The organism is Exiguobacterium sp. A1_3_1 (genome assembly GCF_048985645.1).
Taxonomy (GTDB): domain Bacteria; phylum Bacillota; class Bacilli; order Exiguobacteriales; family Exiguobacteriaceae; genus Exiguobacterium_A; species Exiguobacterium_A indicum.
Genome location: NZ_WBYY01000039.1, coordinates 1 through 21,820 on the forward strand (window position 1 = coordinate 1; position 21,820 = coordinate 21,820).

At 48.1% G+C, this 21,820-nt stretch carries 21 protein-coding genes; 6 read left to right on the forward strand and 15 right to left on the reverse strand.

Features of this window, described 5'->3' with window-relative positions:
* The 4 genes from F8N00_RS06165 to brnQ form a co-directional block, all read right to left on the reverse strand.
* On the reverse strand, positions 1–433 hold a 433-nt coding region (locus F8N00_RS06165), incomplete at its 3' end, for a hypothetical protein (RefSeq protein ID WP_421017926.1).
* 326 nt (positions 434–759) lie between these two features.
* Positions 760–2,238, reverse strand: coding sequence for an AraC family transcriptional regulator (locus F8N00_RS06170; protein WP_336449272.1), 1,479 nt, complete (start codon positions 2,236–2,238; stop codon positions 760–762).
* Positions 2,239–2,370: 132 nt separating this feature from the next.
* The gene (locus tag F8N00_RS06175) at positions 2,371–2,691 is read right to left on the reverse strand and encodes an antibiotic biosynthesis monooxygenase (protein ID WP_023467832.1); all 321 of its coding nucleotides are present in this window, start codon (positions 2,689–2,691) and stop codon (positions 2,371–2,373) included.
* Positions 2,692–2,844: 153 nt separating this feature from the next.
* Positions 2,845–4,185, reverse strand: a complete 1,341-nt coding sequence (brnQ, locus tag F8N00_RS06180; protein WP_336449271.1) for a branched-chain amino acid transport system II carrier protein — start codon at positions 4,183–4,185, stop codon at positions 2,845–2,847.
* 280 nt (positions 4,186–4,465) lie between these two features.
* Here brnQ and F8N00_RS06185 point away from each other — a divergent pair, with 280 nt between their 5' ends.
* On the forward strand, positions 4,466–5,398 hold the full coding sequence (locus F8N00_RS06185; protein WP_336449270.1) for a DUF2268 domain-containing protein: 933 nt from the start codon (positions 4,466–4,468) through the stop codon (positions 5,396–5,398).
* Between the two features lie 58 nt (positions 5,399–5,456).
* On the opposite strand, the gene F8N00_RS06190 is transcribed toward F8N00_RS06185, so the two are convergent.
* From F8N00_RS06190 to F8N00_RS06210, 5 genes are read right to left on the reverse strand one after another with little or no spacing between them, the layout of a single operon-like run.
* Complete coding sequence (locus F8N00_RS06190) at positions 5,457–6,647, reverse strand: acetyl-CoA C-acetyltransferase (RefSeq protein WP_336449269.1); 1,191 nt, start codon at positions 6,645–6,647, stop codon at positions 5,457–5,459.
* 13 nt (positions 6,648–6,660) lie between these two features.
* A complete protein-coding gene (locus F8N00_RS06195; RefSeq protein ID WP_336449268.1) occupies positions 6,661–7,437 on the reverse strand; it encodes a 3-hydroxybutyrate dehydrogenase in 777 nt (258 codons plus the stop codon).
* A 5-nt stretch (positions 7,438–7,442) separates the two neighbouring features.
* The gene (locus F8N00_RS06200; RefSeq protein WP_421017927.1) at positions 7,443–8,105 is read right to left on the reverse strand and encodes a 3-oxoacid CoA-transferase subunit B; all 663 of its coding nucleotides are present in this window, start codon (positions 8,103–8,105) and stop codon (positions 7,443–7,445) included.
* Positions 8,106–8,118: 13 nt separating this feature from the next.
* On the reverse strand, positions 8,119–8,820 hold the full coding sequence (locus tag F8N00_RS06205) for a CoA transferase subunit A (protein ID WP_056060627.1): 702 nt from the start codon (positions 8,818–8,820) through the stop codon (positions 8,119–8,121).
* Between the two features lie 25 nt (positions 8,821–8,845).
* The gene (locus F8N00_RS06210; protein ID WP_421017928.1) at positions 8,846–10,285 is read right to left on the reverse strand and encodes a GntP family permease; all 1,440 of its coding nucleotides are present in this window, start codon (positions 10,283–10,285) and stop codon (positions 8,846–8,848) included.
* A 240-nt stretch (positions 10,286–10,525) separates the two neighbouring features.
* Between F8N00_RS06210 and F8N00_RS06215 the strand changes: the two genes are divergently transcribed.
* From F8N00_RS06215 to F8N00_RS06225, 3 genes are read left to right on the forward strand one after another with little or no spacing between them, the layout of a single operon-like run.
* Positions 10,526–11,641 carry a diguanylate cyclase gene (locus tag F8N00_RS06215; protein ID WP_336449265.1) on the forward strand — a complete coding sequence of 372 codons (1,116 nt, stop codon included), beginning with the start codon at positions 10,526–10,528 and terminating at the stop codon, positions 11,639–11,641.
* A 55-nt stretch (positions 11,642–11,696) separates the two neighbouring features.
* Positions 11,697–11,864, forward strand: coding sequence for a hypothetical protein (locus F8N00_RS06220; protein ID WP_023467823.1), 168 nt, complete (start codon positions 11,697–11,699; stop codon positions 11,862–11,864).
* 13 nt (positions 11,865–11,877) lie between these two features.
* Positions 11,878–12,282, forward strand: coding sequence for a DUF350 domain-containing protein (locus F8N00_RS06225; RefSeq protein WP_023467822.1), 405 nt, complete (start codon positions 11,878–11,880; stop codon positions 12,280–12,282).
* A 25-nt stretch (positions 12,283–12,307) separates the two neighbouring features.
* On the opposite strand, the gene F8N00_RS06230 is transcribed toward F8N00_RS06225, so the two are convergent.
* The 5 genes from F8N00_RS06230 to F8N00_RS06250 are packed head-to-tail and all read right to left on the reverse strand — an operon-like array spanning position 12,308 to position 17,803.
* Complete coding sequence (locus F8N00_RS06230) at positions 12,308–13,945, reverse strand: alpha-glucosidase (RefSeq protein WP_336449264.1); 1,638 nt, start codon at positions 13,943–13,945, stop codon at positions 12,308–12,310.
* Between the two features lie 57 nt (positions 13,946–14,002).
* Positions 14,003–14,653, reverse strand: a complete 651-nt coding sequence (gene pgmB / locus F8N00_RS06235) for a beta-phosphoglucomutase (RefSeq protein ID WP_223041627.1) — start codon at positions 14,651–14,653, stop codon at positions 14,003–14,005.
* Between the two features lie 10 nt (positions 14,654–14,663).
* Entirely contained in the window at positions 14,664–15,488 is an 825-nt protein-coding gene (locus F8N00_RS06240; RefSeq protein ID WP_336449263.1) for a carbohydrate ABC transporter permease, read from the reverse strand.
* A gap of 12 nt (positions 15,489–15,500) precedes the next feature.
* The gene (locus tag F8N00_RS06245; protein ID WP_336449262.1) at positions 15,501–16,463 is read right to left on the reverse strand and encodes a sugar ABC transporter permease; all 963 of its coding nucleotides are present in this window, start codon (positions 16,461–16,463) and stop codon (positions 15,501–15,503) included.
* A 59-nt stretch (positions 16,464–16,522) separates the two neighbouring features.
* Positions 16,523–17,803 carry an extracellular solute-binding protein gene (locus F8N00_RS06250; protein WP_087681758.1) on the reverse strand — a complete coding sequence of 427 codons (1,281 nt, stop codon included), beginning with the start codon at positions 17,801–17,803 and terminating at the stop codon, positions 16,523–16,525.
* A 229-nt stretch (positions 17,804–18,032) separates the two neighbouring features.
* On the opposite strand from F8N00_RS06250, the gene F8N00_RS06255 reads away from it, so the two are divergent.
* The gene (locus F8N00_RS06255) at positions 18,033–19,049 is read left to right on the forward strand and encodes a LacI family DNA-binding transcriptional regulator (protein WP_336449261.1); all 1,017 of its coding nucleotides are present in this window, start codon (positions 18,033–18,035) and stop codon (positions 19,047–19,049) included.
* Here F8N00_RS06255 and F8N00_RS06260 read toward each other — a convergent pair whose 3' ends face one another.
* Entirely contained in the window at positions 19,050–19,763 is a 714-nt protein-coding gene (locus F8N00_RS06260) for a DUF1189 domain-containing protein (protein ID WP_336449260.1), read from the reverse strand.
* A gap of 156 nt (positions 19,764–19,919) precedes the next feature.
* Between F8N00_RS06260 and F8N00_RS06265 the strand changes: the two genes are divergently transcribed.
* Positions 19,920–21,820 (forward strand): glycoside hydrolase family 65 protein (locus tag F8N00_RS06265; RefSeq protein WP_421017929.1); only part of this gene is annotated, 1,901 nt, incomplete at its 3' end.

Here is a 21,820-nt window from a genome sequence, read left to right on the forward strand (position 1 = left end):
TCTCGTGGGCTCGGAGATGTGTATAAGAGACAGCGATGAACGTCTCTTGCTCTTGTGCGTTCAGCTGTTCCTCTAAAATCAATTGCACTGTCCGGTGACTGTCAAGAACGCGAAAGAGTAAGTCCGTTTGATTCGGGTCTTTTTGTTGAAGCTTGATGCAACAGGTGATGATACAGGACATGGCTGAAACTTCCCGCCATCCGCTTTTTGTCTCTTCACGAATCATTCCAATCTCGTGGCGTCCGATGATGGAACGACGTTTGATTTCGATGAGATACGGCTTCATCCAATAAAAAGAGGATGTCTCGGATGCATCAAACGGTCTCTCGTTGACCCATTCGCCCGGGTTCACTTCTCTGATGTAGCTGTTCATGAACGATTGAAGCGTCACCTCGGTCGCTAATCGCTCGATTTGTTCTTCGCATGTTCGCACGCTCTGTTCCTCCCCTTATTGAAAATCATTCTCATTCCACATCAATAGAAAAACGGGTTTCCCCGTTTTTGATGGTGCGTATACACACTTATTTTAAGTAAAACGTTTTCAAGTTCCTTCAATCCGTTTTCACAATCGATTAAATGCAGAAGTCACGTATCGTCGTGAGATTTAACACCAATCAAACAAACGATCCTCCCTAATATTCGTACGACAAGGCGACGACTTTTTAGGTTCATTTGTCAGTCTTCTCTGCCTCATCGTGAACTCCATCTGTAATGATAATCATTATCAATGATGAGTGACATGGATTTTCTTTTCATTCTTCATGGACAAACAAAACAGTTACTATCGCTGATATATGTATGCAATTGACGTAACATATGCATTCTCCCAAGTGGTCCCCACGGATCCCAATCGACACTGTCTGGGTAAAATATACGCTCCGACCTAACGGCACGAAGCGTTTGCCACACCCTCGTTCCTCGAATTCGTTCCACATCTGCAGGTTGACTCCACAGTATGAACAAACCATCCGGATCCAACTGCTGTAATGTTTCTAGGCTGATTGTCATGTAGACGGTGTGCGGGAGTCCTTCCACGGGCTGTAAACCGATTTCACTGAACAGAAAATCTAACATCGTATGCCCTGTTCGTCCGTACAGTCGGATTTCTGAGTCTCTGATCCAAATAACTGCCCATGTCACATTCCGATTGAATTCGAACTGTTGCTTCACAATTGTTTCAAGCGTTTCGACTTCGTTGATGATGTCAGTCGTTCGCTCAAGCGTATCGGTTGCCGTAGCAACAGCATACAAGTAATCCTTCCAACAAGTTTGTTTCGAAATATCGATGACCGGACAAGACGTCAACATAGGTGGTGATTCACCTCGTATCGGTGTCCGTAAAACGAGATCGAGATTTGATGTCTCAAACCATTCCGGTAAAATCGTTGCTGACGCGTCGTATAGTTGCGTACCTTCGAGTTCACTTAAATAGTCTGGCACACCGTTCGAACGATATTGTGTCGGAAAAGACGGTGCGATGACAGGTTGAATGCCAAGTGCCAATAAGTGATCTTGCAACAACGCTTGACTCCAGATTCCGACCCGTGGAAACAACCGTTTCCGGTACTGACTTGGTGATAGTCCCTCACGTTTTTTAAAGAGACGGCTGAAATAAAATTCATCATTGATTGATACACGTTCTGCGATCTCAGCAATCGTCCAATCTGGATGTGCAATCATCCACTCCTTCGCCCGTTGCATCCGCAATTGATGAATCAGTTCCTTTGGTGATTGATCGTAGTGCTTTTTGAATTGGCGGGAAAACGTCGGCAGTGACATATTCAACTCACTTGCCAAGTCACTGACTGTTCTTGATTTTCCGAGTTCTTTTAACCACTGGGACGTCACTTCCTCAAACGTCTGCTCATGACGACGTTCACTTAATTGCTCCAGTAGTTGATACAGATAGCGATGTTGTCTAAGAGAACCGGTCATTGTGTTTGGACATCCGCGCATTCGTTCTAAACACTCCACTAGTTCATTCGTTGGTTGACGGTAGACTAGAAATGGCGTCAGTTCAACCTCTAACTGATACAAGAGACAATGTCCCTCCTTGACGATGAATCGTTCACCTGATTTCATGATGAAACAGGCTTCGCCCGATTCTAGACGTTTCCTTTCCGTGTAGGTAATGCCAACGCCTTGTATGACGACAATCAAACCCGGACGTATCGCTAATTGTCCTCCTGTCTGTAAAGCGTGTTTCCTCACTCGAAATACATGCAGTGCTTCTGTCATTTTCAACTCACTCCTAAAAAACATATACCATCTGACGCTTTTCCGTATCCGTTCAATCTTGATCAATATGAAAGGGAATCTTCGAGATACTTTTCTTTCACTTGCCTACGTGATTGTTTATTGTTGTGTCGATCATGTATCTGCTGTCTTAAATCCAATCACATCATAGTAATGTTGCTGACCGTCAAGAATGAAGGAGGGACCTGGTTGCCCCCTTCTTTCTCGGTGACCGGCAAGGTGTACCTCACTCGTTTCCCACGCTTTCCAGTCTTGTTCCGAATCCCAGCGGATCAGGACAAGAACTTCTTCTTCCTCTTTTGTACGCTTCTTATGTAAGACACTTAAATCGAGGAACCCTGGTTGTTGCTCGATGATTCCCTTTCCTGAAAAACGCTCGATCATTTCAACAGCACTTCCTTTTTTGACTTTAAATGTTTTTAATTGGATGAACATCACCTATCACTCCTTCTAATTGATAATGAATATCATTTGCATTAACACTATAGCATTATTTCACCGGTTTTTGTCAACAACTGTTGTTAGAATACGTTTCATCGTTACAAAAAAATCCCTTCACCCAGTGTAATCTGAGTGAAGGGATTTAATTTAAGCCACACGCGACGACGATTGTGTCTTCGCTGTTTTCTTACCGACGACTGCTCCGATCACTCCACCAATGATGGCTGGAACGACCCATCCGAGACTGACGGAAGCAAACGGTAATACCGCGTCAAACACTTTCGTGACAGCTGAGACGTTAATCCCTGCTGTCTTCAATCCATCAAACAAGCTGACGACGAATGTCATCCACAGCGCTCCTTGATAAACGGCTGGTTTACCTTTAAAGAGTGGATGCAAGAATGTCAGGAAGATGAGACAGATTGCCAGTGGATAAAGTGTCATCAAGACTGGTTTTGAGACGGCGAGCAATTGATTCAGACCGATGTTCGCAACGAGTGCGCTGAAGACCGATAGACCAATCGTCCATTTGACGTACGAGATTTTTGGCACGAGTGCCGAGAAGAACGACGCACAGGCCGTGATCAAGCCGACGCTTGTCGTCATACAGGCGACCGTGATCATCAGACCGAGTAAGATTGCACCGTATTCACCGAAGTAATGATCCGACACAGCTGACAAGATCTCTGCGCCGTTCGCTAGTTGTCCGATTTCCGAGACACTTGAAGCACCCATGAAGGCAAGTGCCGAATACGTGATTGCTAGCAAAGCCGCTGCGATCAATGACGCTTTCGTACAAATCAACAGCAACTGTCGCTTCGATGTGACACCTTTTTCCTTGATCGCTGCGATGATGATAATCCCGAAGACGAAGGCACCGAGTGCATCGAGCGTCATATATCCTTCCTGGAAACCGTTAAAGAAGGCATTCGACTGATATGTCTTCAAAGGATTCTGAAAACTTCCGATCGGATGCAGGACAGCAACGACGATCAACAGACCGATGAACGTGATCTTAATCGGTGTCAGGACTTTCCCGACGACATCGACGATTTTCGTCGGATTCAATGATAAGAGACAAGCAACCGTGTAGAACAAGACCGTAAAGATGAGCAGCGGCCAGTGGCTCGTCGATTCACTGAAGAACGGCTTGATGCCGATCTCATACGAGACCGTTCCGGCACGAGGAATCGCGAAAAAGGGACCGATCGCAAGATACAGAATGACCGAGAACCCGATTCCAAACGCAGGATGAACGCGTGACGCCATCGCTTGTAAATCGCGTTCCCCTGAAAACGCGAATGCAAGAATCGCAAGCAATGGTAGACCGACACCGGTGACGAGGAATCCGGCATTGGCGACCCAGACATGCTCCCCTGCGAGCTGTCCGAGCATCGGCGGAAAGATGAGATTTCCTGCCCCGAAGAATAAGGCGAAGAGCATCATGCCGATGACGATGATAAATGATGTTGGAACAGTTTTAGACATAATAAACCCCCACTGATGATGATCGACTTCATCTCGCTCCCTAAGCAGATGAAGTACTTCGTTCGAAAGGATACCATACGTTTAAGAGCTCGTGCTAGGAGTTTATCTGGAGAATATTCTGAAAATTGCGCAGAAAGTTTGGTGGAGCTATGGTCTATAGAATTTGTTACGTCTGTGCGTCGAAGCATGAAACCGGATTCATAAGTTCATATGACGTAGTAGGATAAAAAGGTTTCGTGAAGAAAGTAAATATATGGATAATAAAACAGGAGGTTTTTCTATGAAATCGATCTATCTGCTTAGCGCCACCCTTTTACTTGCCAGTTGTTCCCCCGCTGCCGAAAAACCGAAGACGTATGACATCTCGTTTACGCATGAGAAACAAGAAATTCAAATCGTTCCTTTGTACAAGGCGTATGACGATTACATTCAAGCGGCTTCGAAACATCCAGAGGACAATGAGGCACTATTTAAAAAATATGTATTGGGCGCTAAAAATAGCGTCATCAAAAAAGAACAGCTCCAAGCGATGCCCGTTCCTAGCCTCTATGAACAGCCATCGGAAAACATCAAGGACTTAAAGCAGATGAATACATATTTGAAAAAACACCATCAGCGCATCATGAAACAGATCAAGTCCAGTCTCCTGACTTCGATGAAACAACTTCCACGGGATGAGAAGCTCGTCGTCTTCGTCTCCCCGACGACACCAATCGAGCATGATGATGCCAAACGTTATGGTGGTGTCAGCGGTGTCGCTCAAGGAAACAATTCGATGAGTCTATTCTTCTTGAAGGATTTTTCGGAAACATCATTACGCAATACGACGGCGCATGAGTACCATCACACCGTTGCCCTCGATGAACCGAATCGTGCAACGATGCTCGATTACATCATTCTCGAAGGAAAAGCGGAATTCTTTGCCCACAAGCTTTATCCAGTGGAATCATCGGAAGCGATTGCCCCTTTACTTGACCATACTTTAGAGCATGTGATTTCGGAGCTGAATGCGGAACGATTGACGACGGATGATCTATTCTTTGGAAATTACGAAAAACAAATTCCATCGTTCGTAAAATACAGACTCGGCTACATGATCGTCTCCGACTTCGTGAAGCAACATCCCGAGATTTCCTTGAAGGAATGGTCACGGATATCCTCCGTGCAAATTCTCGAAAAAAGCAGTTACCAGAAGAAATTAACGATTCGCTAAAATCAATAAAGCACGAGACAACGGGAGCAAACATCTCCTTCGTCTCGTGCTTTATTAGTTAACCTTCGTATTTTTTGACGATCGTCGCCACTCCTTGACCGCCCCCGACGCATAACGTCGCAAGACCATGTGTCTCACCCGTCCGCTCGAGTTCATGGATCAACGTAACGAGAATCCGTGCCCCACTCGCACCGATCGGATGACCAAGCGCGATCGCACCGCCGTTGCGGTTGAGCTTCTCATGCGGGAACTGTAGCTCCGCATCGACCGCGAGAGATTGTGCCGCGAACGCTTCGTTCGCTTCGATGACATCGATCTCCTCAAGCGTCAGTCCCGCTTTATCGAGTGCCTTTTGGACCGCTTGGACGGGACCGATTCCCATGATGCTCGGGTCGACACCGGACGTTCCGTTCGCGACGATCTCAACGAGTGGTGTCACGCCGAGTTCTTGTGCCTTTGTCGCGGACATGATGACAAGTGCGGCAGCCCCGTCATTGATGCCAGACGCATTGCCTGCCGTGACCGTTCCGTCCTTTTTGAATGCCGGGCGCAAACGACTGAGTGTTTCGACAGATGTTCCGGCACGCGGAAACTCATCTTGATCAAAGCGGATCGGTTCGCCTTTTCGTTGTGGAATCAACACTGGTGTGATTTCCGAGACGAATCGTTCTTCCGCTAATGCCGTCTGCGCTTTTTGCTGACTCGTCGCCGCGAACTGATCCTGGGCTTCGCGGGAGAGTTCGTAGACGTCGGCTAAATTCTCCGCCGTGATTCCCATGTGATAGTCATTAAACGCACACTCAAGTCCATCCTGGATGATCGTATCGACGAGCGGTTGGTCACCCATCTTCAGCCCAGACCGTGCGCCCGATAGGACATATGGCGCTTGGCTCATGTTCTCCATTCCACCAGCAACGATGACATCGGCTTCACCCGACTTGATCGCCTGATACGCGAGATGGACGGCCGAGAGACCGGATCCGCAGACCTTGTTAACGGTCATCGCTGGACATGTCTCCGGTAATCCGGCAGCGAGTGCCGCTTGCCGTGCTGGATTTTGACCAAGTCCTGCTGAGAGGACGTTACCAAAAAAGACTTCGTCGACGTGATTCCCAGCGACACCTGCTTTTTCAAGTGCCGCACGGATGACTGTCGCACCGAGTTCCGTTGCTTTGACGTCCTTCAAACTCCCGTTGAAATTCCCGATTGCCGTGCGCGTCGCACTGACGATGACGACTGCTTCACTCATCTGCTCCATCTCCTTATTGAATCGTATATCCTCCATCGAGTACGTTCGCTTGTCCCGTGATCCCTTTTGCTTTGCGGCTCGCAAGGAACAACGCATAATCCGCGATTTCCTCGACGGCGAGCAACCGTTTTTGTGGAACGAGCGGATAGATGACTTCCTCGAGTACCTTCTCAATTTCGACGTGACGCGTCTTCGCTAAGTCTTCCATCTGATTGCGGACAAGTGGGGTATCGACGTATCCCGGGCAAATCGCGTTGACGGTGATTCCGTGTTCCGCTCCTTCAAGGGCTGCGACCTTCGTCAGACCAAGCAACCCATGCTTCGCCGAGTTATACGCCGCCTTCCCGGCAAAACCGATTAAACCATTGATCGATGCCATGTTAAGAATCCGTCCGTAGCCTTGTTCCTTCATGATCGGAAAGGCATGTTTGATGGCGATGAACGGCGCCGTCAACATGATCTTGATCATCAATTCGAATTTCTCCGTCGGAAACTCTTCAATTGGTGAGACGTGTTGAAGACCCGCGTTATTGATCAAGACGTCGAGTCGACCAAACTGTTCGACCGTCTGCTTCAAGACGGCTTCGACCTGTGCTTCATCAGTGACGTTGAGCGTCATGCCGACCGCTTCATGACCGTCTGCGCGAATCGCTGCCGCCGCCTCTTCTGCTGCTTCTGCGCGAACGTCCGTTACGACGACCTTCGCTCCTGCCGCAGCAAACGCCTTTGAGATTTCAAGACCAATTCCGCTTCCTGCACCTGTGACGAGTACGATATCTCCTTGAACCATCTGCTTCACTCCCCTACCGTCATGCGCTCGAGTTCCGGACTGACCGTGAATCGTGCTTCCGTGACTTGTTTGACGTCTTCGACCGTATGACCATTCAGCGTCTCGATCAAGACCATTCCGTCCGGTGTGAAATCAAAGACGGCCAGGTCCGTAATCAAACGGTTGACGACGGCGCGTCCTGTCAACGGCAAGGTACACGCCTGTTTGACTTTCGATTCGCCATGTTTGTTGACATGCTCCATGATGATGACGACGCGTTTCGCTCCGTTGACGAGGTCCATCGCTCCGCCCATGCCTTTGACCATCTTGCCCGGAATCATCCAGTTCGCGAGGTCACCGTTCTGATCGACTTCCATCCCGCCGAGGATCGCGAGGTCGATGTGCCCGCCGCGAATCATCGCGAACGATTCGGCACTGTCGAAGTAAGATGCTCCGGATTGTGCCGTGACCGTTTCTTTGCCGGCATTGATTTCGTCGGCATCGACTTCATGATCAAGCGGATACGGTCCGATGCCAAGCAGTCCATTTTCGGATTGCAGCATGACATGCATATCGTCCGGAATCGCATTGGCGATCAATGTCGGAATCCCGATCCCGAGGTTGACATACATCCCGTCTTCAACTTCCTGAAGTGCGCGTTCAATGATGATTTCTCGTGTCGTTTTCATATCGATCTCCTCCTCAAGCTTCCCGGACAGTCCGGCGTTCGATGCGTTTTTCATAATCCGTTCCGACGACGATGCGCTGAACGTAGACAGCAGGTGTATGGATCTCATTCGGATCGAGTTCACCGACTTCGACCAGTTCTTCGACTTCGACGATCGTTACTTTTCCGGCTGTCGCGACGATCGGGTTAAAGTTGCGTGACGTCTTCCGGAAGACGAGATTCCCGAGTCGATCTGCTTTCCATGCCTTGACGATCGCAAAATCACCGACGATTCCTTCTTCGAGCAGATACGTCTTCCCGTCGAACTCTTTTTGTTCCTTTCCTTCAGCAATCGGTGTGCCGACGCCTGTTGGTGTATAGAAACCAGGAATGCCAGCTCCACCGGCACGGATACGTTCCGCAAGCGTACCTTGGGGGACGAGATCGACTTCAATCTCGCCACTGAGGTATTGTTGCTCGAACGTCTTGTTTTCCCCGACATACGACGAAATCATCTTCTTGATTTGTCGCGTCTGCAAGAGGAGACCGAGTCCGAAGTCATCGACGCCACAGTTATTACTGACGACCGTCAAATCCTTGACGCCCTTCTCTTGCAACGCGGTAATTGATTTTTCCGGGATTCCGCAGAGTCCGAAGCCCCCTACGACTAGCGTCGCCCCGTCAAAGATGTCTGCTGTTGCTTCCGCGAATGATTCGTATACTTTCCCCTGTTTCATCTGATGATGCCCCCTTTAAAAATCCTTAGTACAAACCAGTCAAGCTATACAATCCGATCATCAAGAAGACCGTCACTGTCTTGAGAATCGTAATCATGAAGATGTCCTTATACGACTGACGATGCGTCAGCCCCGTAACGGCAAGTAACGTGATGACGGCACCGTTATGCGGTAATGTATCCATCCCGCCGGACGCCATCGAGATGACGCGGTGCATGACTTCCGGTGGAACGCCGCCTGATGTGATGGCTTGCGTATATTTATCCGACATCGCACTTAACGCAATCCCCATTCCACCCGATGCGGAACCGGTGACGCCGGCTAGTGTTGTCGTCGTGACGGCTCCGTTGACGAGCGGATTCGTAAAGGTCTCTGAGATCCCGCTTGAGACGGAATTGAATCCAGGAAGTGCGGCGATGACGCCTCCGAAACCATACTCAGCACCTGTATTCATGACCGCTAGAAGCGCGCCACCGATACTGACGTTCAAACCAGCTTGGAAATTCGTCTTGATCTTCGGGAAGTCATACAGCATCGCTGCGAGAATTCCGATCAATAACGCCATTTGGACGGACCAGATCGCAAGAACCGCCGGCGTCTCGATCTTTCCAAATGCCTCTAAACCAATTGCTGAAAAATCGAACCCTTCCGGATACCATTTCGGAATCGAGAGTGTGAAGACTTTGTTCATGACGGCAACGAGGACGAGTGGGACGAAGGCAAGGACTTGCCGATAGACCGGTTGACGATCCGTCTCAAGTGTCATTTCCGGTTCGTTCTTCAACTCCATCTGCGGTGCGGCACTTGCCGCCGTTGCTTCAAATCCAGCGTAGCCTTCCCCTGCTTGATGGGCTTTTTTCTTACGTGACTCGAGATACCACATGCCGACGACTAGGATGAACAATCCACCGACTGAACCCATGATCGGTGCAGCATAGATATCCGTTTTGAAGAACGTCGTTGGGATGACGTTTTGAATCTGAGGTGTTCCTGGTAAGGCATCCATCGTGAACGTGAACGCACCAAGGGCGATCGTTCCCGGGATGAGGCGTTTCGGGATGTTTGCTTCACGGAATAAGTTCGCTGCGAACGGATAAACAGCGAAGACGACAACGAACAGGCTGACGCCGCTATATGTAAGAATGGCGCCGAGTAAGACGATAGCAAGAATGGCACGCTTCGCACCGATCATACGGATGATAGTCTTCGCGATTGACTCCGCGATACCGGACATCTCAACGACTTTTCCGAAAATCGCCCCGAGGAGGAAGACCGGGAAGTACGCCTTGATGAAGCCGACCATCTTTTCCATGAAGATATTCGAGAAGAAAGGTAACACCCAATCCGGGTTCGTCAGTAGGACGGCGAACAAGGCACAGATTGGCGCGAATAGGATGACCGAAAAACCACGATAGGCAACGAACATCAATAAGGATAAGGCAAGAAGAATGATGACAAGTTCCATAAGTAGATCTCCTTCGATTTTAGTAAGCGCTTTCATATCGCTTCTTCATCATTTAACAACGCAGTGTCGAAGAGGTCAATTAAATTCCGTCAAACTATAAGTACAGCTTATAGAAATCATAAGTTCACATTATAGACACAATTGCATCAAATAGATTATTTTTTCAAGGAACAGGAGTTAGTCCTTTTATGGCGTATGTCTTTTAAGTAACGTACTTTTAATTGAAAGGATGGACATTTCATGAAAAGCATCCTTTTTGACGTCTTGCATAACGTAACGCTATTAATGGCTGGTTTCTATCTGCTCGGAAAATTATCACCGCTTCCGATCACGCGTGAATCCCCATGGCTGACACGCGTATTGTACGGTCTTGCTCTAAGTGTCATCTCGTTACTACTCATGCAGATGACGATTGAAGCAGCACCTGGCGTCATGGTTGATTTGCGTCATATTCCGGTCGTCGTCGCTGCCTACTTTGGTGGCGCCATCCCGACAACGATCGTGACGATTGCAATCATCATCTATCGTTTCAGTTTAGGAACGAATCTAGCAGCCTTCACCGCATTCGGCTTCATTGTCGCCATTGCTTTAGGAACGAGCTTAATCGTTCGCGAAATGTCACCTTATGCAAAACGAACATTCACACTCGTGACGCTCTACGCGACGGCTTTACACGCTCTTGTCTTATGGATTGTCTTACCGAAACAGATTCTTCTACTTGAAGTGATGGCAGTCGTCATTCCTGCATCGTTCGTCAGTAGCTGGCTCGCCCTACTGATCATCCGCGATATTCGGTTAACCAAACAATCATTACGGATGCTTCGGCAAAAAGCGCAACTCGACTTTTTGACAGGATTGAACAATTCACGCGCCTTCAATGAATACTTCACGGATGTCAAACAGCGATTGATTCTAACCAAACAGTCGGTCGTGTTGTTGACGATCGACATTGATCATTTTAAACAGGTCAACGATACGTATGGACATGAGGCGGGCGACGAGGTGCTACGGCAGTTCGCCAATCGACTGCGCGATGGAGTGGCAGAAAGCGGGTATTTATCCCGTAACGGCGGTGAGGAGTTTTCAGTCCTGTTTGAGAGTGTTCCGCTTGCTGAAGTCTTGCCTTTAGCAGAGCAATTACGCGAACGGATCGCTTCTAGTCCGTTCCGACTAGCGACGACAGAGCTACCGCTCACAGCATCGTTTGGTTTAGCGGCTTTTGATGAAACGACATCTCAAATCGACCAGCTCATGCCGGATGCGGATGCTGCTCTCTATCAGGCAAAGCAACAAGGACGGAATCAAGTCGTCCTGTTTTCTCCTAATGCAGAATCTGCCGTCAGCTTTCAAGAATAACGATGGACGCCACCTCTGAAATCCGCTACCTTTAAAGAAGAGGTAGGTGATTGGCATGAAGTTAGCAAAAGGTCCCTATATCCTGATCGGCCTCATTTTAGGTCTCTTGTTCGGATTCATTGGTGACAACTTCTATTTGTATGTATCAGCAGGTATTCTCGTCGGAGCACTGCTTGAATTGTATGTTGCATACGAACAACGCAAAAAAAATAAAAAATCATGATGGAGGTACCAGCATGACATTCAGTGATTTATTCCTTTCAACGCTCTCGTATATCGGTGTCGCGACCGTACTCCTTGCAATCGGTGTCGTCCTGTTCGAGGTGACGACGAAATCAAAGGAGCTCGAACTCATCCGTAACGGGAAGAAAGCAGCCGTCTACGCCTTCGGTGGACGTATTCTTGGTCTTGCCATCGTCCTCTATTCGAGTATCTCGAACTCTGTCAGCATTCTCGATATGGTGTTATGGGGCGCACTCGCGATCGTCTTACAAATCGTTTTGTTCTATCTCGCGGATTTACTAATCCCACGTTTGAGCATGACGAAAGAGATTGATGCGAACAACGAAGCAGTCGGCTTGTTGCTCCTTTTCTTATCGATTTCAATCGGTTTGATCATTGCAGGATCGCTTACATATTAAGACACACGAAAACAGCCCTGGATCATTAGGATCTAGGGCTGTTTAGATTGTGGGTTGTTTCATTCATTTTATAAATTCTAGTTTCATAGGGTCTTAAAGTATCCGTTTCATTTAATACATTTTGTAAGACGCTGCTTCGAATGTCTAGTGATAACGGAAATACCACATCCTCGTCCGAATGATTCAAGACGATCACGAACTTATCTTCGTAGAGGCGACGCTCATACGCATGGACGACAGGATGTTCTGGCAATAAATCTTTAAAGTCTCCATATACCAGTGCATCATTAGATTTCCTAAGTTGAATCAGCTTTTGATAATAGCGGAACACAGAGTCCTCTCGACGTAAGTCCTTCTCGACGTTCAGCTCAACATAATTCGAATTAACGGTCATCCATGGAACCCCATCCGTGAAGCCAGACTCAGCTTGATTGTTCCATTGCATCGGCGTCCTTGAATTGTCACGGCTAAGAAGTTGTAAGCTTGTCAAGACCTCATCGACCGCTCGTCCTTTCGCGACTTCCTCGTAATAACGGTTCCTCATGGCGATATCTTGATAATCATCAATGGAGTCAAAGCTGACACCTGTCATGCCGATTTCCTCCCCTTGATAGATGTACGGCATCCCGGGAAGCGTATGGGTGAGTGTCGCGAGCATCTTCGCGGATGCTATCCGATGTTCCTTATCATTGCCGTAACGCGTCACCTGACGCGTATGATCGTGATTGTTTAGGAACTGCGAGTTCCATCCGCGTCCTTTCAATCCTTCATACCATTCTCGTTGAATTTCCTTGAAGCGAAGCATGTCCCACGTCGGCATCTCGTCAGCGATCTGAAAATGGAACAAGGTGTCGAGTTCTTGACGTGTCTCGTCGACATAGAGTGCCCCCTCGGCTGGCGTCACGAACGGGATCTCACCGACCGTCATACAGTCATAGTGACGGAGTACCTGCTCGTGCATCTCTTGAAGATAATCATGGATGCCAGGATTGTTCGCCAGGTAACTGAGTTCGTATGGATTCTCGACGTCCGATAAGTCTTTTCGTTTCGCTAGCAGGTTGATGACATCCATCCGGAAACCATCGATGCCCATATCAAGCCAGAATCGCATCATCGCATAGATTTCGTTCCGTAAGTCCTCATTCTCCCAGTTGAGATCGGGTTGTTCGACGGCGAACGAATGATAGTAATACTGTCCACTCTCTTCCTCGTACTCCCAACAGGAAGGAGCGAAGTAGGAACGCCAATTGTTAGGTTCCTTATTATTAATCGGGTCGTGCCAAATGTAATAATCCCGTTTTGGTGAATCGATCGAGGTTTTTGCTTCTAAAAACCAAGGGTGTTGGTCCGACGTATGGTTCACGACGAGGTCCAGAATTATTTTAAGTCCGATTGCATGGGCTTCTTCTAGCAACCGTTCAAAATCTTCCATCGTTCCTGCCTTATCCATGATGCTGTAATAGTCAGCGATGTCATATCCATTATCCTTGTCTGGTGATACATAAAACGGATTGAGCCATATCACATCAGCTCCGAGCTCTTTAATATAAGGCAACTTCCGACGGACACCTTCTAAATCACCATACCCATCGCCATTCGTATCCAAGAAGCTTCGCCAGTACACTTGATACACGACGGCTTCTTTCCACCATGTGCGCTTCATTCAATTTTCCTCCTCATGAAATAAAGCCTCGAGCTTTATCACTCGAGGCGTCTATTCTTAAATCCGTGTTAAGACATTTTCGAGCGTAAGGTCTCTTGTATCTGTGAACACGATATCCGCTTCAATCAATACATTCCGCTCCCCGATCCCTACCGCAAACATTCCTGCTGCACGGATGGCTTCAATCCCGGCGACCGCATCCTCGACGCCGATACAGTCCTTCGGATCGACAGCCAACGCTTCGGCCGCCTTCAAGAATACTTCTGGATGTGGCTTTGAATCCATGACTGTCGCTGCATCGACGATATGATCAAACGCGTGGAGAAGACCGAGTTGGCGTGTCACCATTTGAGCATTCTTTGAGGCGGATGCCATCCCAATCTTATAACCTGCCTCTCTTAGCTCTGACAAAAATGTCTCGATGCCAGGTAATATGTCTGCACTCGTGATCTTCGCGATGAGTGATACATAATGTGAATTCTTTTTCGTAGCGAGTTTTTCTTTCTCTTCTAAAGAGAAATCATTCTCGCGATGTCCGAGGCGGAGGATGCGTTCGAGCGACTCAGTCCGACTGACGCCCTTGAGCGTCTCGTTGAATTCGCGATCAATCGGTATGCCGAGATCTTCCCCGAGCGCTTTCCACGCCAAGTAATGATATTCTGCGCTATCCGTGATGACACCATCCAAATCAAAAATGAAAGCTTTCATAATAATCTCCTTATTTGTCCCCACCAATCCGTAATCCCTGCATGAAGTACTTGTTCAGCATGATGTACAGAATGATAATAGGTATGATGCTGACGACCGAGGCCGCCATGATGTAGTTCCATTGTGTTGCGTTCTGACTTTGGAACGACTGTAGTCCAAGCGTCAATGTATATTTCTCAGGTGACGTGATGTAGAGCAATGGTTTCAAGAACTCGTTCCAGAACCCAAGGAAGACGAAAACTGCTTGCGTTGCGACCGAGGCGCGTGCCATCGGGAAGACGATTCTCCAAAACGTCTGGAACCGGTTGAGTCCATCGACTTGTGCAGCCTCCTCGACCTCGCGCGGGAAGTTGATGAAGAACTGTCGCATCAAGAAGATGTACGAGAAGTTGATCGCCCCAGGGATGATCAAGGCGGAATACGTATCAAGGATTCCGAGCGAACGCATGATCAGATAGTTCGGGATGAGCAGAATCTGTCCCGGCACCATCATGACCGCGAGAATCAACAGGAACAGGTAGTTTCTTCCTGGAAAGCGGAGACGAGCGAGTGAATAGCCAGCCATCGTGTTGAAGATGACGTTCACGATCGTCCCGAGCGTCGCGATCAAGAACGAGTTCATGATCCATCGTGGGAACAGTGGATCCTTCGTGAAGATATGTTCAAAGTTCGCGATTGTCGGATTCTCTGGCCATAGTGATAGTCCACCAGCCACGATCTCGCTATAGGGTTTGAACGATGCGAGCACTGCCCATAGGAATGGATACAGTGTGACGAGCGCATAGGAGATGAGGATGACATACAACACGATACGCGGCCATTTTTTCTTTTTCATATCCATTCCTCCTTAATAGTTGGACTCTTCTTTGTTCAACTTCCGTGCGAGCATCGACACCGTGAAGATGACAATCGTCAGGATGATGGCGAGTGCCGATGCATAGCCCATCGTCCCGATCGTTTTGAACGCGTACTGATAAATGATGAGCGAGAACGTCAGCGTCGCGTTATTCGGTCCGCCGGTCCCGCCGGAAATGATATATGCTTGGTCGAACAATTGGAAACAGCCGATGATTCCCATCAACAGGACGTAATTCGTGACCGGCGTCAGATTGGGAACCGTGATCTTGGTCAACTTCTGCCAAGCATTCGCTCCGTCGAGCGATGCCGCTTCGTAGAGGGACGCTGGGATGTCCTGCAGCCCGGCAAGATAGATCGTCATGAAGAAAGGAACCGTCGACCAGATGTTCATAACCATGATGGTCGTGAGTGCAAAGTCCGTCTCGTTGATGAAGTTGATTGGCGCATCAAGAAATCCGAGGGATACTAATACGTTGTTAATCGGTCCGTTCAGGCTGAACAAGAACATGAATATCATCGTAAGTGCCGAACTCGATGTGAGTGTCGGTAGGAAGTAAATCGTCCGGAACGTATTCTGGAACCGGATGCCTGAGTTGAGGACGGCGGCCATCAAGAGAGCGATCGCTGTCTGGAGTGGTACGACGAACAGTGCGTAACGGGCTGTATTTTTCAAAGCGGTCCAGACGCGCTCGTCATTCCAAGCATTCACGTAATTTTCGATTCCGACCCATTGGAAGTCGATCCCGCCGAATAGGTTGACTCGCGTGAAAGACAAGAAGAGAGAATACGCGATTGGAAGCAACGTGAACGTCACTAAGATGATCAACGTCGGTAACATGAAGGTGATGCCTTGCATCGCCTCACGCCCGTTACGGCTACTTCCTTTTTTCTTGGGCGGCGGTGCTTGCGATGCTGCATCAGTACGCTGATTGATTTCAAGTTGTGTGCCCATTTGACCCTTCCTTTCAGAACACAACGAGGCTCACGGATTGCGCGAGCCCCATCGCCTCTTTATTTCAATTGCGTTTTGATGTCCTTGTTAGCAGTTTTCTCTGCTTTTTTCATGGCTTCTTCAAGCGTCATATCACCTTTTAAGGCAGCTGGTAACAGGTTGTTGTATTCCCGAGCGACGATCGAGAGCGAGTCTCCTTTTTGCCATGGTGTTGCATATGCTCCCGCTGCGACGAATGGTGCTTTCAACTCATCGTCCTGTAGCTTCAGGTCTGTTGCGATCGACTTAAGCGACGGTAAGACTCCTGCGCCTTCTGACCAGGTCTTCATGCCATCCTTCGAAGTCGCGTAATCGATGAATGCCCAACCAGCTGACTTCTCTTTCGATTCGCTGTTGAGCGAATAAGACACCGTGAACATCATCGATTTATTCTTCCCACCAATTGTCGGGACTTCTTTCGTACCCATCTCGACTTTCGGGAAGTTCTGCTTGATATGCGAGATCGCCCAGTTTCCTTCAATCATGATGGCAGCCTTCTCAGCTCCGAACGAGTCTCCCGCCCAACCTTGACCGAGATCTGCTGGACGTTGGACGAGCTTATCTTGGTAAGCGTCCACGAGTGGTTGAAGGGCAGCGATTTGATCCGGTTTTGCCAACACGGCATTCCCTTCTTTATCGACGATATCCGTACCACCTGACTGGAGGACGAACATGTGTCGCGCGAGCTCAGAGGTCGTGATAGCTGGGGTCACACCCGATGGCAGTTTGCCCTTCAGTTCTTTCAAGAATCCAGGCAGTTTTTCCATCTCGGTCGGAATATCATCCGCCGTGAAACCGGCGTCCTCGATCAGCTTCTTGTTATAATAGAGCCCAAGTGTCGAATAGTCTTTCGGTAGTCCGAACAATTTATCGTCTGATTTGAAGGCGTTGATTGCTGGATCATAGAAATCGTTTAAGTTCTTCTTGGCTTTTTTGATATATGGATCGAGTGGTTCGAGCACTCCTTGCTTCGAAAGTTCGGGAGCGAGAAACGCGTCGACGTAAAACACGTCAGGTGCGGTACCACCTACAAGGTCGGTCTGAAGTTGTGTCTGATAGTCGTTATAAACCTTCTTTTTGACTTTGACGCCCGTCTCATCTGTGAAGTTCTTCAACAATTCATCGAACGCTTTGACTTCGGCGTCTGTTCCTTTCCATGTTCCGACCGTGATTTCCTTACCCTTTAGCTTAGATGGATCAGAAGCGACTTGCGCTTCCTCTTCTCCGCCACCGCACGCAGCTGTAAGAACAAGTCCGGATAGCATGAGAACAGATAATGGTTTAGATAATTTCATATTCATCGATAATTTCCTCCCTATGGATGATAAAACTTCGAAATGAAGTAACCGCTTTCAACCCGCAACTCGATTTTATACCCGAAACGTTTCGGAAATCAAGTATTTTTTTATATATGCAAAAAATCGTGTTCATTTCGTTGTTTACAAGTGATTTAGTTACAGAATAGAATATACATACTTACACATATGAAGATGTTTTTCCGTAACGTTTTCATAAAAAGGAGGCATTATTATGGCAACATTAAAAGACGTTTCTAAGGTATCTGGCTTTTCTGTTACGACAGTATCCCGTGCGCTGAACGGGTATAACGACGTGAATAAAGAGACGCGAGACAAGATCATGGCTGTAGCAAAGGAACTCGGGTACAGTCCGAACATCCTCGCTCGAAGCCTGGTCAAAAAACAGTCGAAGACCATCGGATTCCTCGTCACCGACCTGAAACGCGAGAGTGTCAAAGATAATTTCATGTTCGAGACCCTATGTGGCGTATCAGATGAATTATCCGATCTTGATTATGAATTCGTACTTCTTTCGACGACGACGTCGAAACAAAAAAACAAGACATACGGACAGATGTGCGCCGAACGTCAACTCGACGGTGTCGTGATTCAGGGATTGAAACGGGACGACCCGTATTTACTCGAAGCGGTTGAGAGTACGGTACCTTGCGTCCTCGTCGACATTCCGGTCGAGGGCGTGAACACGGGTTATGTGACCTCGAACCAGTTGGAGAGTGCGAAACAGGCAGTTCGATACTTGATTCGGCTTGGGCATCGTCACGTCGCATTCATGAATGGCGCCACCCACGCTTATGTCTCCATGGTGCGGCATGATGCATACCGGCAAGTGCTGCAGGAAAGTGAGATCGACTTCCGAGAAGACTACGTGCTAAATGGCGACTTCGAAGAACTCGCATCGAAAGAAGTCGTCCTTCCCTTCTTGTTGAACCATCCTGAAGTGACAGCAATTTTTTGCGCTTCCGATGTCATGGCGCTAGGCGTGCTGCAAGCTACGCGGGAACTGGGACTTAACGTCCCAGAAGACCTATCGATCATTGGTTTCGACAATATCTTATTGTCCCAATACGTCTCCCCTCCCCTCACGACAGTCGGACAACAACCTTACGAGATGGGGCGTAAGGCTGCGTCGATGATTGTCCACATCGTTGAAGGACAAGATGCCCCACATGAAGCATTCGTAAATAATCAGCTGATCCTACGGGAATCGGTCGCAAAAAATCGGCGATGATCATTCATCGCCGATTTTTCGTATCGTCATGAAGGCAAAGATTCCAACAGTCGCCCAGTATAGAACGGATAGCATAGGTACGCTGATTGGGAGCAAGGTGATGACAGTCCGCACGACTAGAGGTGCCGTGATGCCATAGGCTGTGATTGTCCATGCTTCCTTGTATCGAATCGAGACGAATCGACGGAAACTAAGACCGGCAAGTGCTAGAAGTGAGATGATAACCAGGTGGATCACAAGATCGATCATAATTGCACCATAGATATAAAGCGGATAGAACCATTTTAAATCGTTAAAGATTGTCCCTACATCTCGGTTCGTCAATTCAGATTTCCCTAGAAAATCGAGTAAGCTACTATATTCCCTTAAGTCCGTCGAGACCCCACTCCGCTTGAATCCCCAACCCGCATCGGTAAGTAGGAGTATCTGCGAAGCGTTCGTTTTCCGCTCCTCCCCCACCATCACCGTCAAATCCAATGTCTCCAGGTCGAAGCTGAACGGTTTTTCATAACGGATCCCTTGTTTCGTCACCGTGAATGCTGGTAAATCCGTTACGTCTACGCTCGATTGGTTGACCCATTTCAGACCAAATACGAGTGCATTCGCTAGCAATACCATGATGATTACATAGAAAATGGATTTCCAAATGGATTGTGTTCTCCACGCTTGTACTTTATCGAATCGAAATCCTAGACTAGCCAATAACTGTTCCATATCAAACCTCTTTTCTAAAACGTTTCTGTAACCATTTAATCACGTTTTTTAAGGTGTGGAAAGAAAATAAAAGAAAAATGATGTTGAATAACCGAAACGTTTCGGATAGAATGGGGTCGAATCAAGAAAGCGCTTTATCATACAGGAGGTTACAAGGTGACGAATACATTGATGAACTATACGACTGGTACTGGAGAGCTACAAGAATGGCTCGTTGCAGAAGAGGGATTCCGCACAAGTTGGCTCGGTAAAGGGGAAACCGTGTTCTCACTCGGAAACGGATATATGGGACTTCGATCCGTGACGGAGGAGCACTACGCAAACGAGCAACGAAATCTTTTCGTTGCAGGTACGTTCAATAAATTCGCCCAGAATGAAGTGACAGAACTTCCGAACGCGGCGGACGTGTTATGGATGGAGTTCATACTAGATGGGACTCGATTCGATCTGACACAAGGGACGATTCTCAAGTACAATCGTACACTCAACCTGAAACATGCTGAACTCGTGCGGGAAGTGACCTGGCAGAGTCCTGACGGAAAGGTATACGACCTTGTTTTCCGTCGCTTCGTTTCGATGGCCGATCTACATGTCATCGTTCAACGTGTCAGCATCACCCCTAGACAAGAAAGCACTTTGGCGATGACATCCGGTATCAACGGACAGATGACAAATAGCGGGGTTCAGCACTTCTTGGAAGGCGATAAGCGCCTTTATGACGGACGACTCATGCAGCAGCTACAGACGACGACGGAATCTGGTATTGATTTTGCCTTCCATAGCATCCATCGATTCAGTCTCAAAGGTTCGTTCGAACCGAAATCCATTATCAAAATGGATCGTCGCCAAATCTTCTTCGATTATTCGGACATCCGTATTCCGGCTGGAGAGACACTGACGATCGAGAAATATTCGACCGTCTTCACTTCTCGAGATAACGATGTGATGTCCGAGACGAGAGAAGAACTTGCTAACCTTGCCTTAAATGCGACACGCGACATCGAAGCTCGAGGATATGAATCTTTATTTAACGATCATGTCAAGGCGTGGGACGACCTGGTCTGGTCGCATGCGCCAATCACGATCGAATCCGAATCCATGTTCGATCAGTTAGCCGTTCGTTTCGCACAATATCACTTAGCCGTCATGACGCCGAAACACGATAACCGGATGAACGTCGCGGCAAAAGGATTGTCAGGTGAAGGCTACAAAGGTCATACATTCTGGGATACAGAAATTTTCATCCTCCCTTATTACACGTATACGAATCCGAAAATCGCACGTAGCTTACTCGAATATCGTTATCTGTCCTTACCGGGAGCACATCAGAAGGCGAAGGAGAATGGATACGAGGGAGCGATGTTCCCGTGGGAATCGGCATGGCTCGATGATGGCGAAGTGACGCCTGTCTGGGGAGCTGCTGACATCGTGACGGGTGAGGCGACTAAGATTTGGTCAGGGTTCATCGAACAGCACATCACGTCTGATATCGCATTCGCTGCGTGGCAATATTATCATGTCACGGGCGACCAAGATTTCATGGATCGGTTCGGATATGAATTGCTCATTGATACAGCAAAGTTTTGGGCGAGTCGACTCGAATGGAATGATGAAAACGGACAGTATGAGATCAACCAGGTCGTTGGTCCGGATGAGTATAAGGAACATGTCGATAACAATGCGTTCACGAACTACACGGCGCACTGGAATATCCAGACGGCGATTCAATACGTGGAATTACTCCGTCGCGAGAAGCCTGAACTATATGAGCGATTGGACGAGAAGCTGGATCTAGGAGCTGCTGAGGAGCGTTTCCGACATGTGCTCGAGTTGATCTACTTGCCACAAGTCCGTGAGGATGGTGTCTTGCCACAGGACGATACGTATCTGCAGAAAGAGATCATCGACCTGACAAAGTATAAGAATCAGCAAAATGTCGGTTCGATGTTCTATGACTACAACCTGGAACAAGTGAACGAGATCCAAGTCTCGAAACAAGCAGACGTCATGATTTTGATGTATTTGCTCGAGGATCTGTTCACTGCTGACGTCAAGCG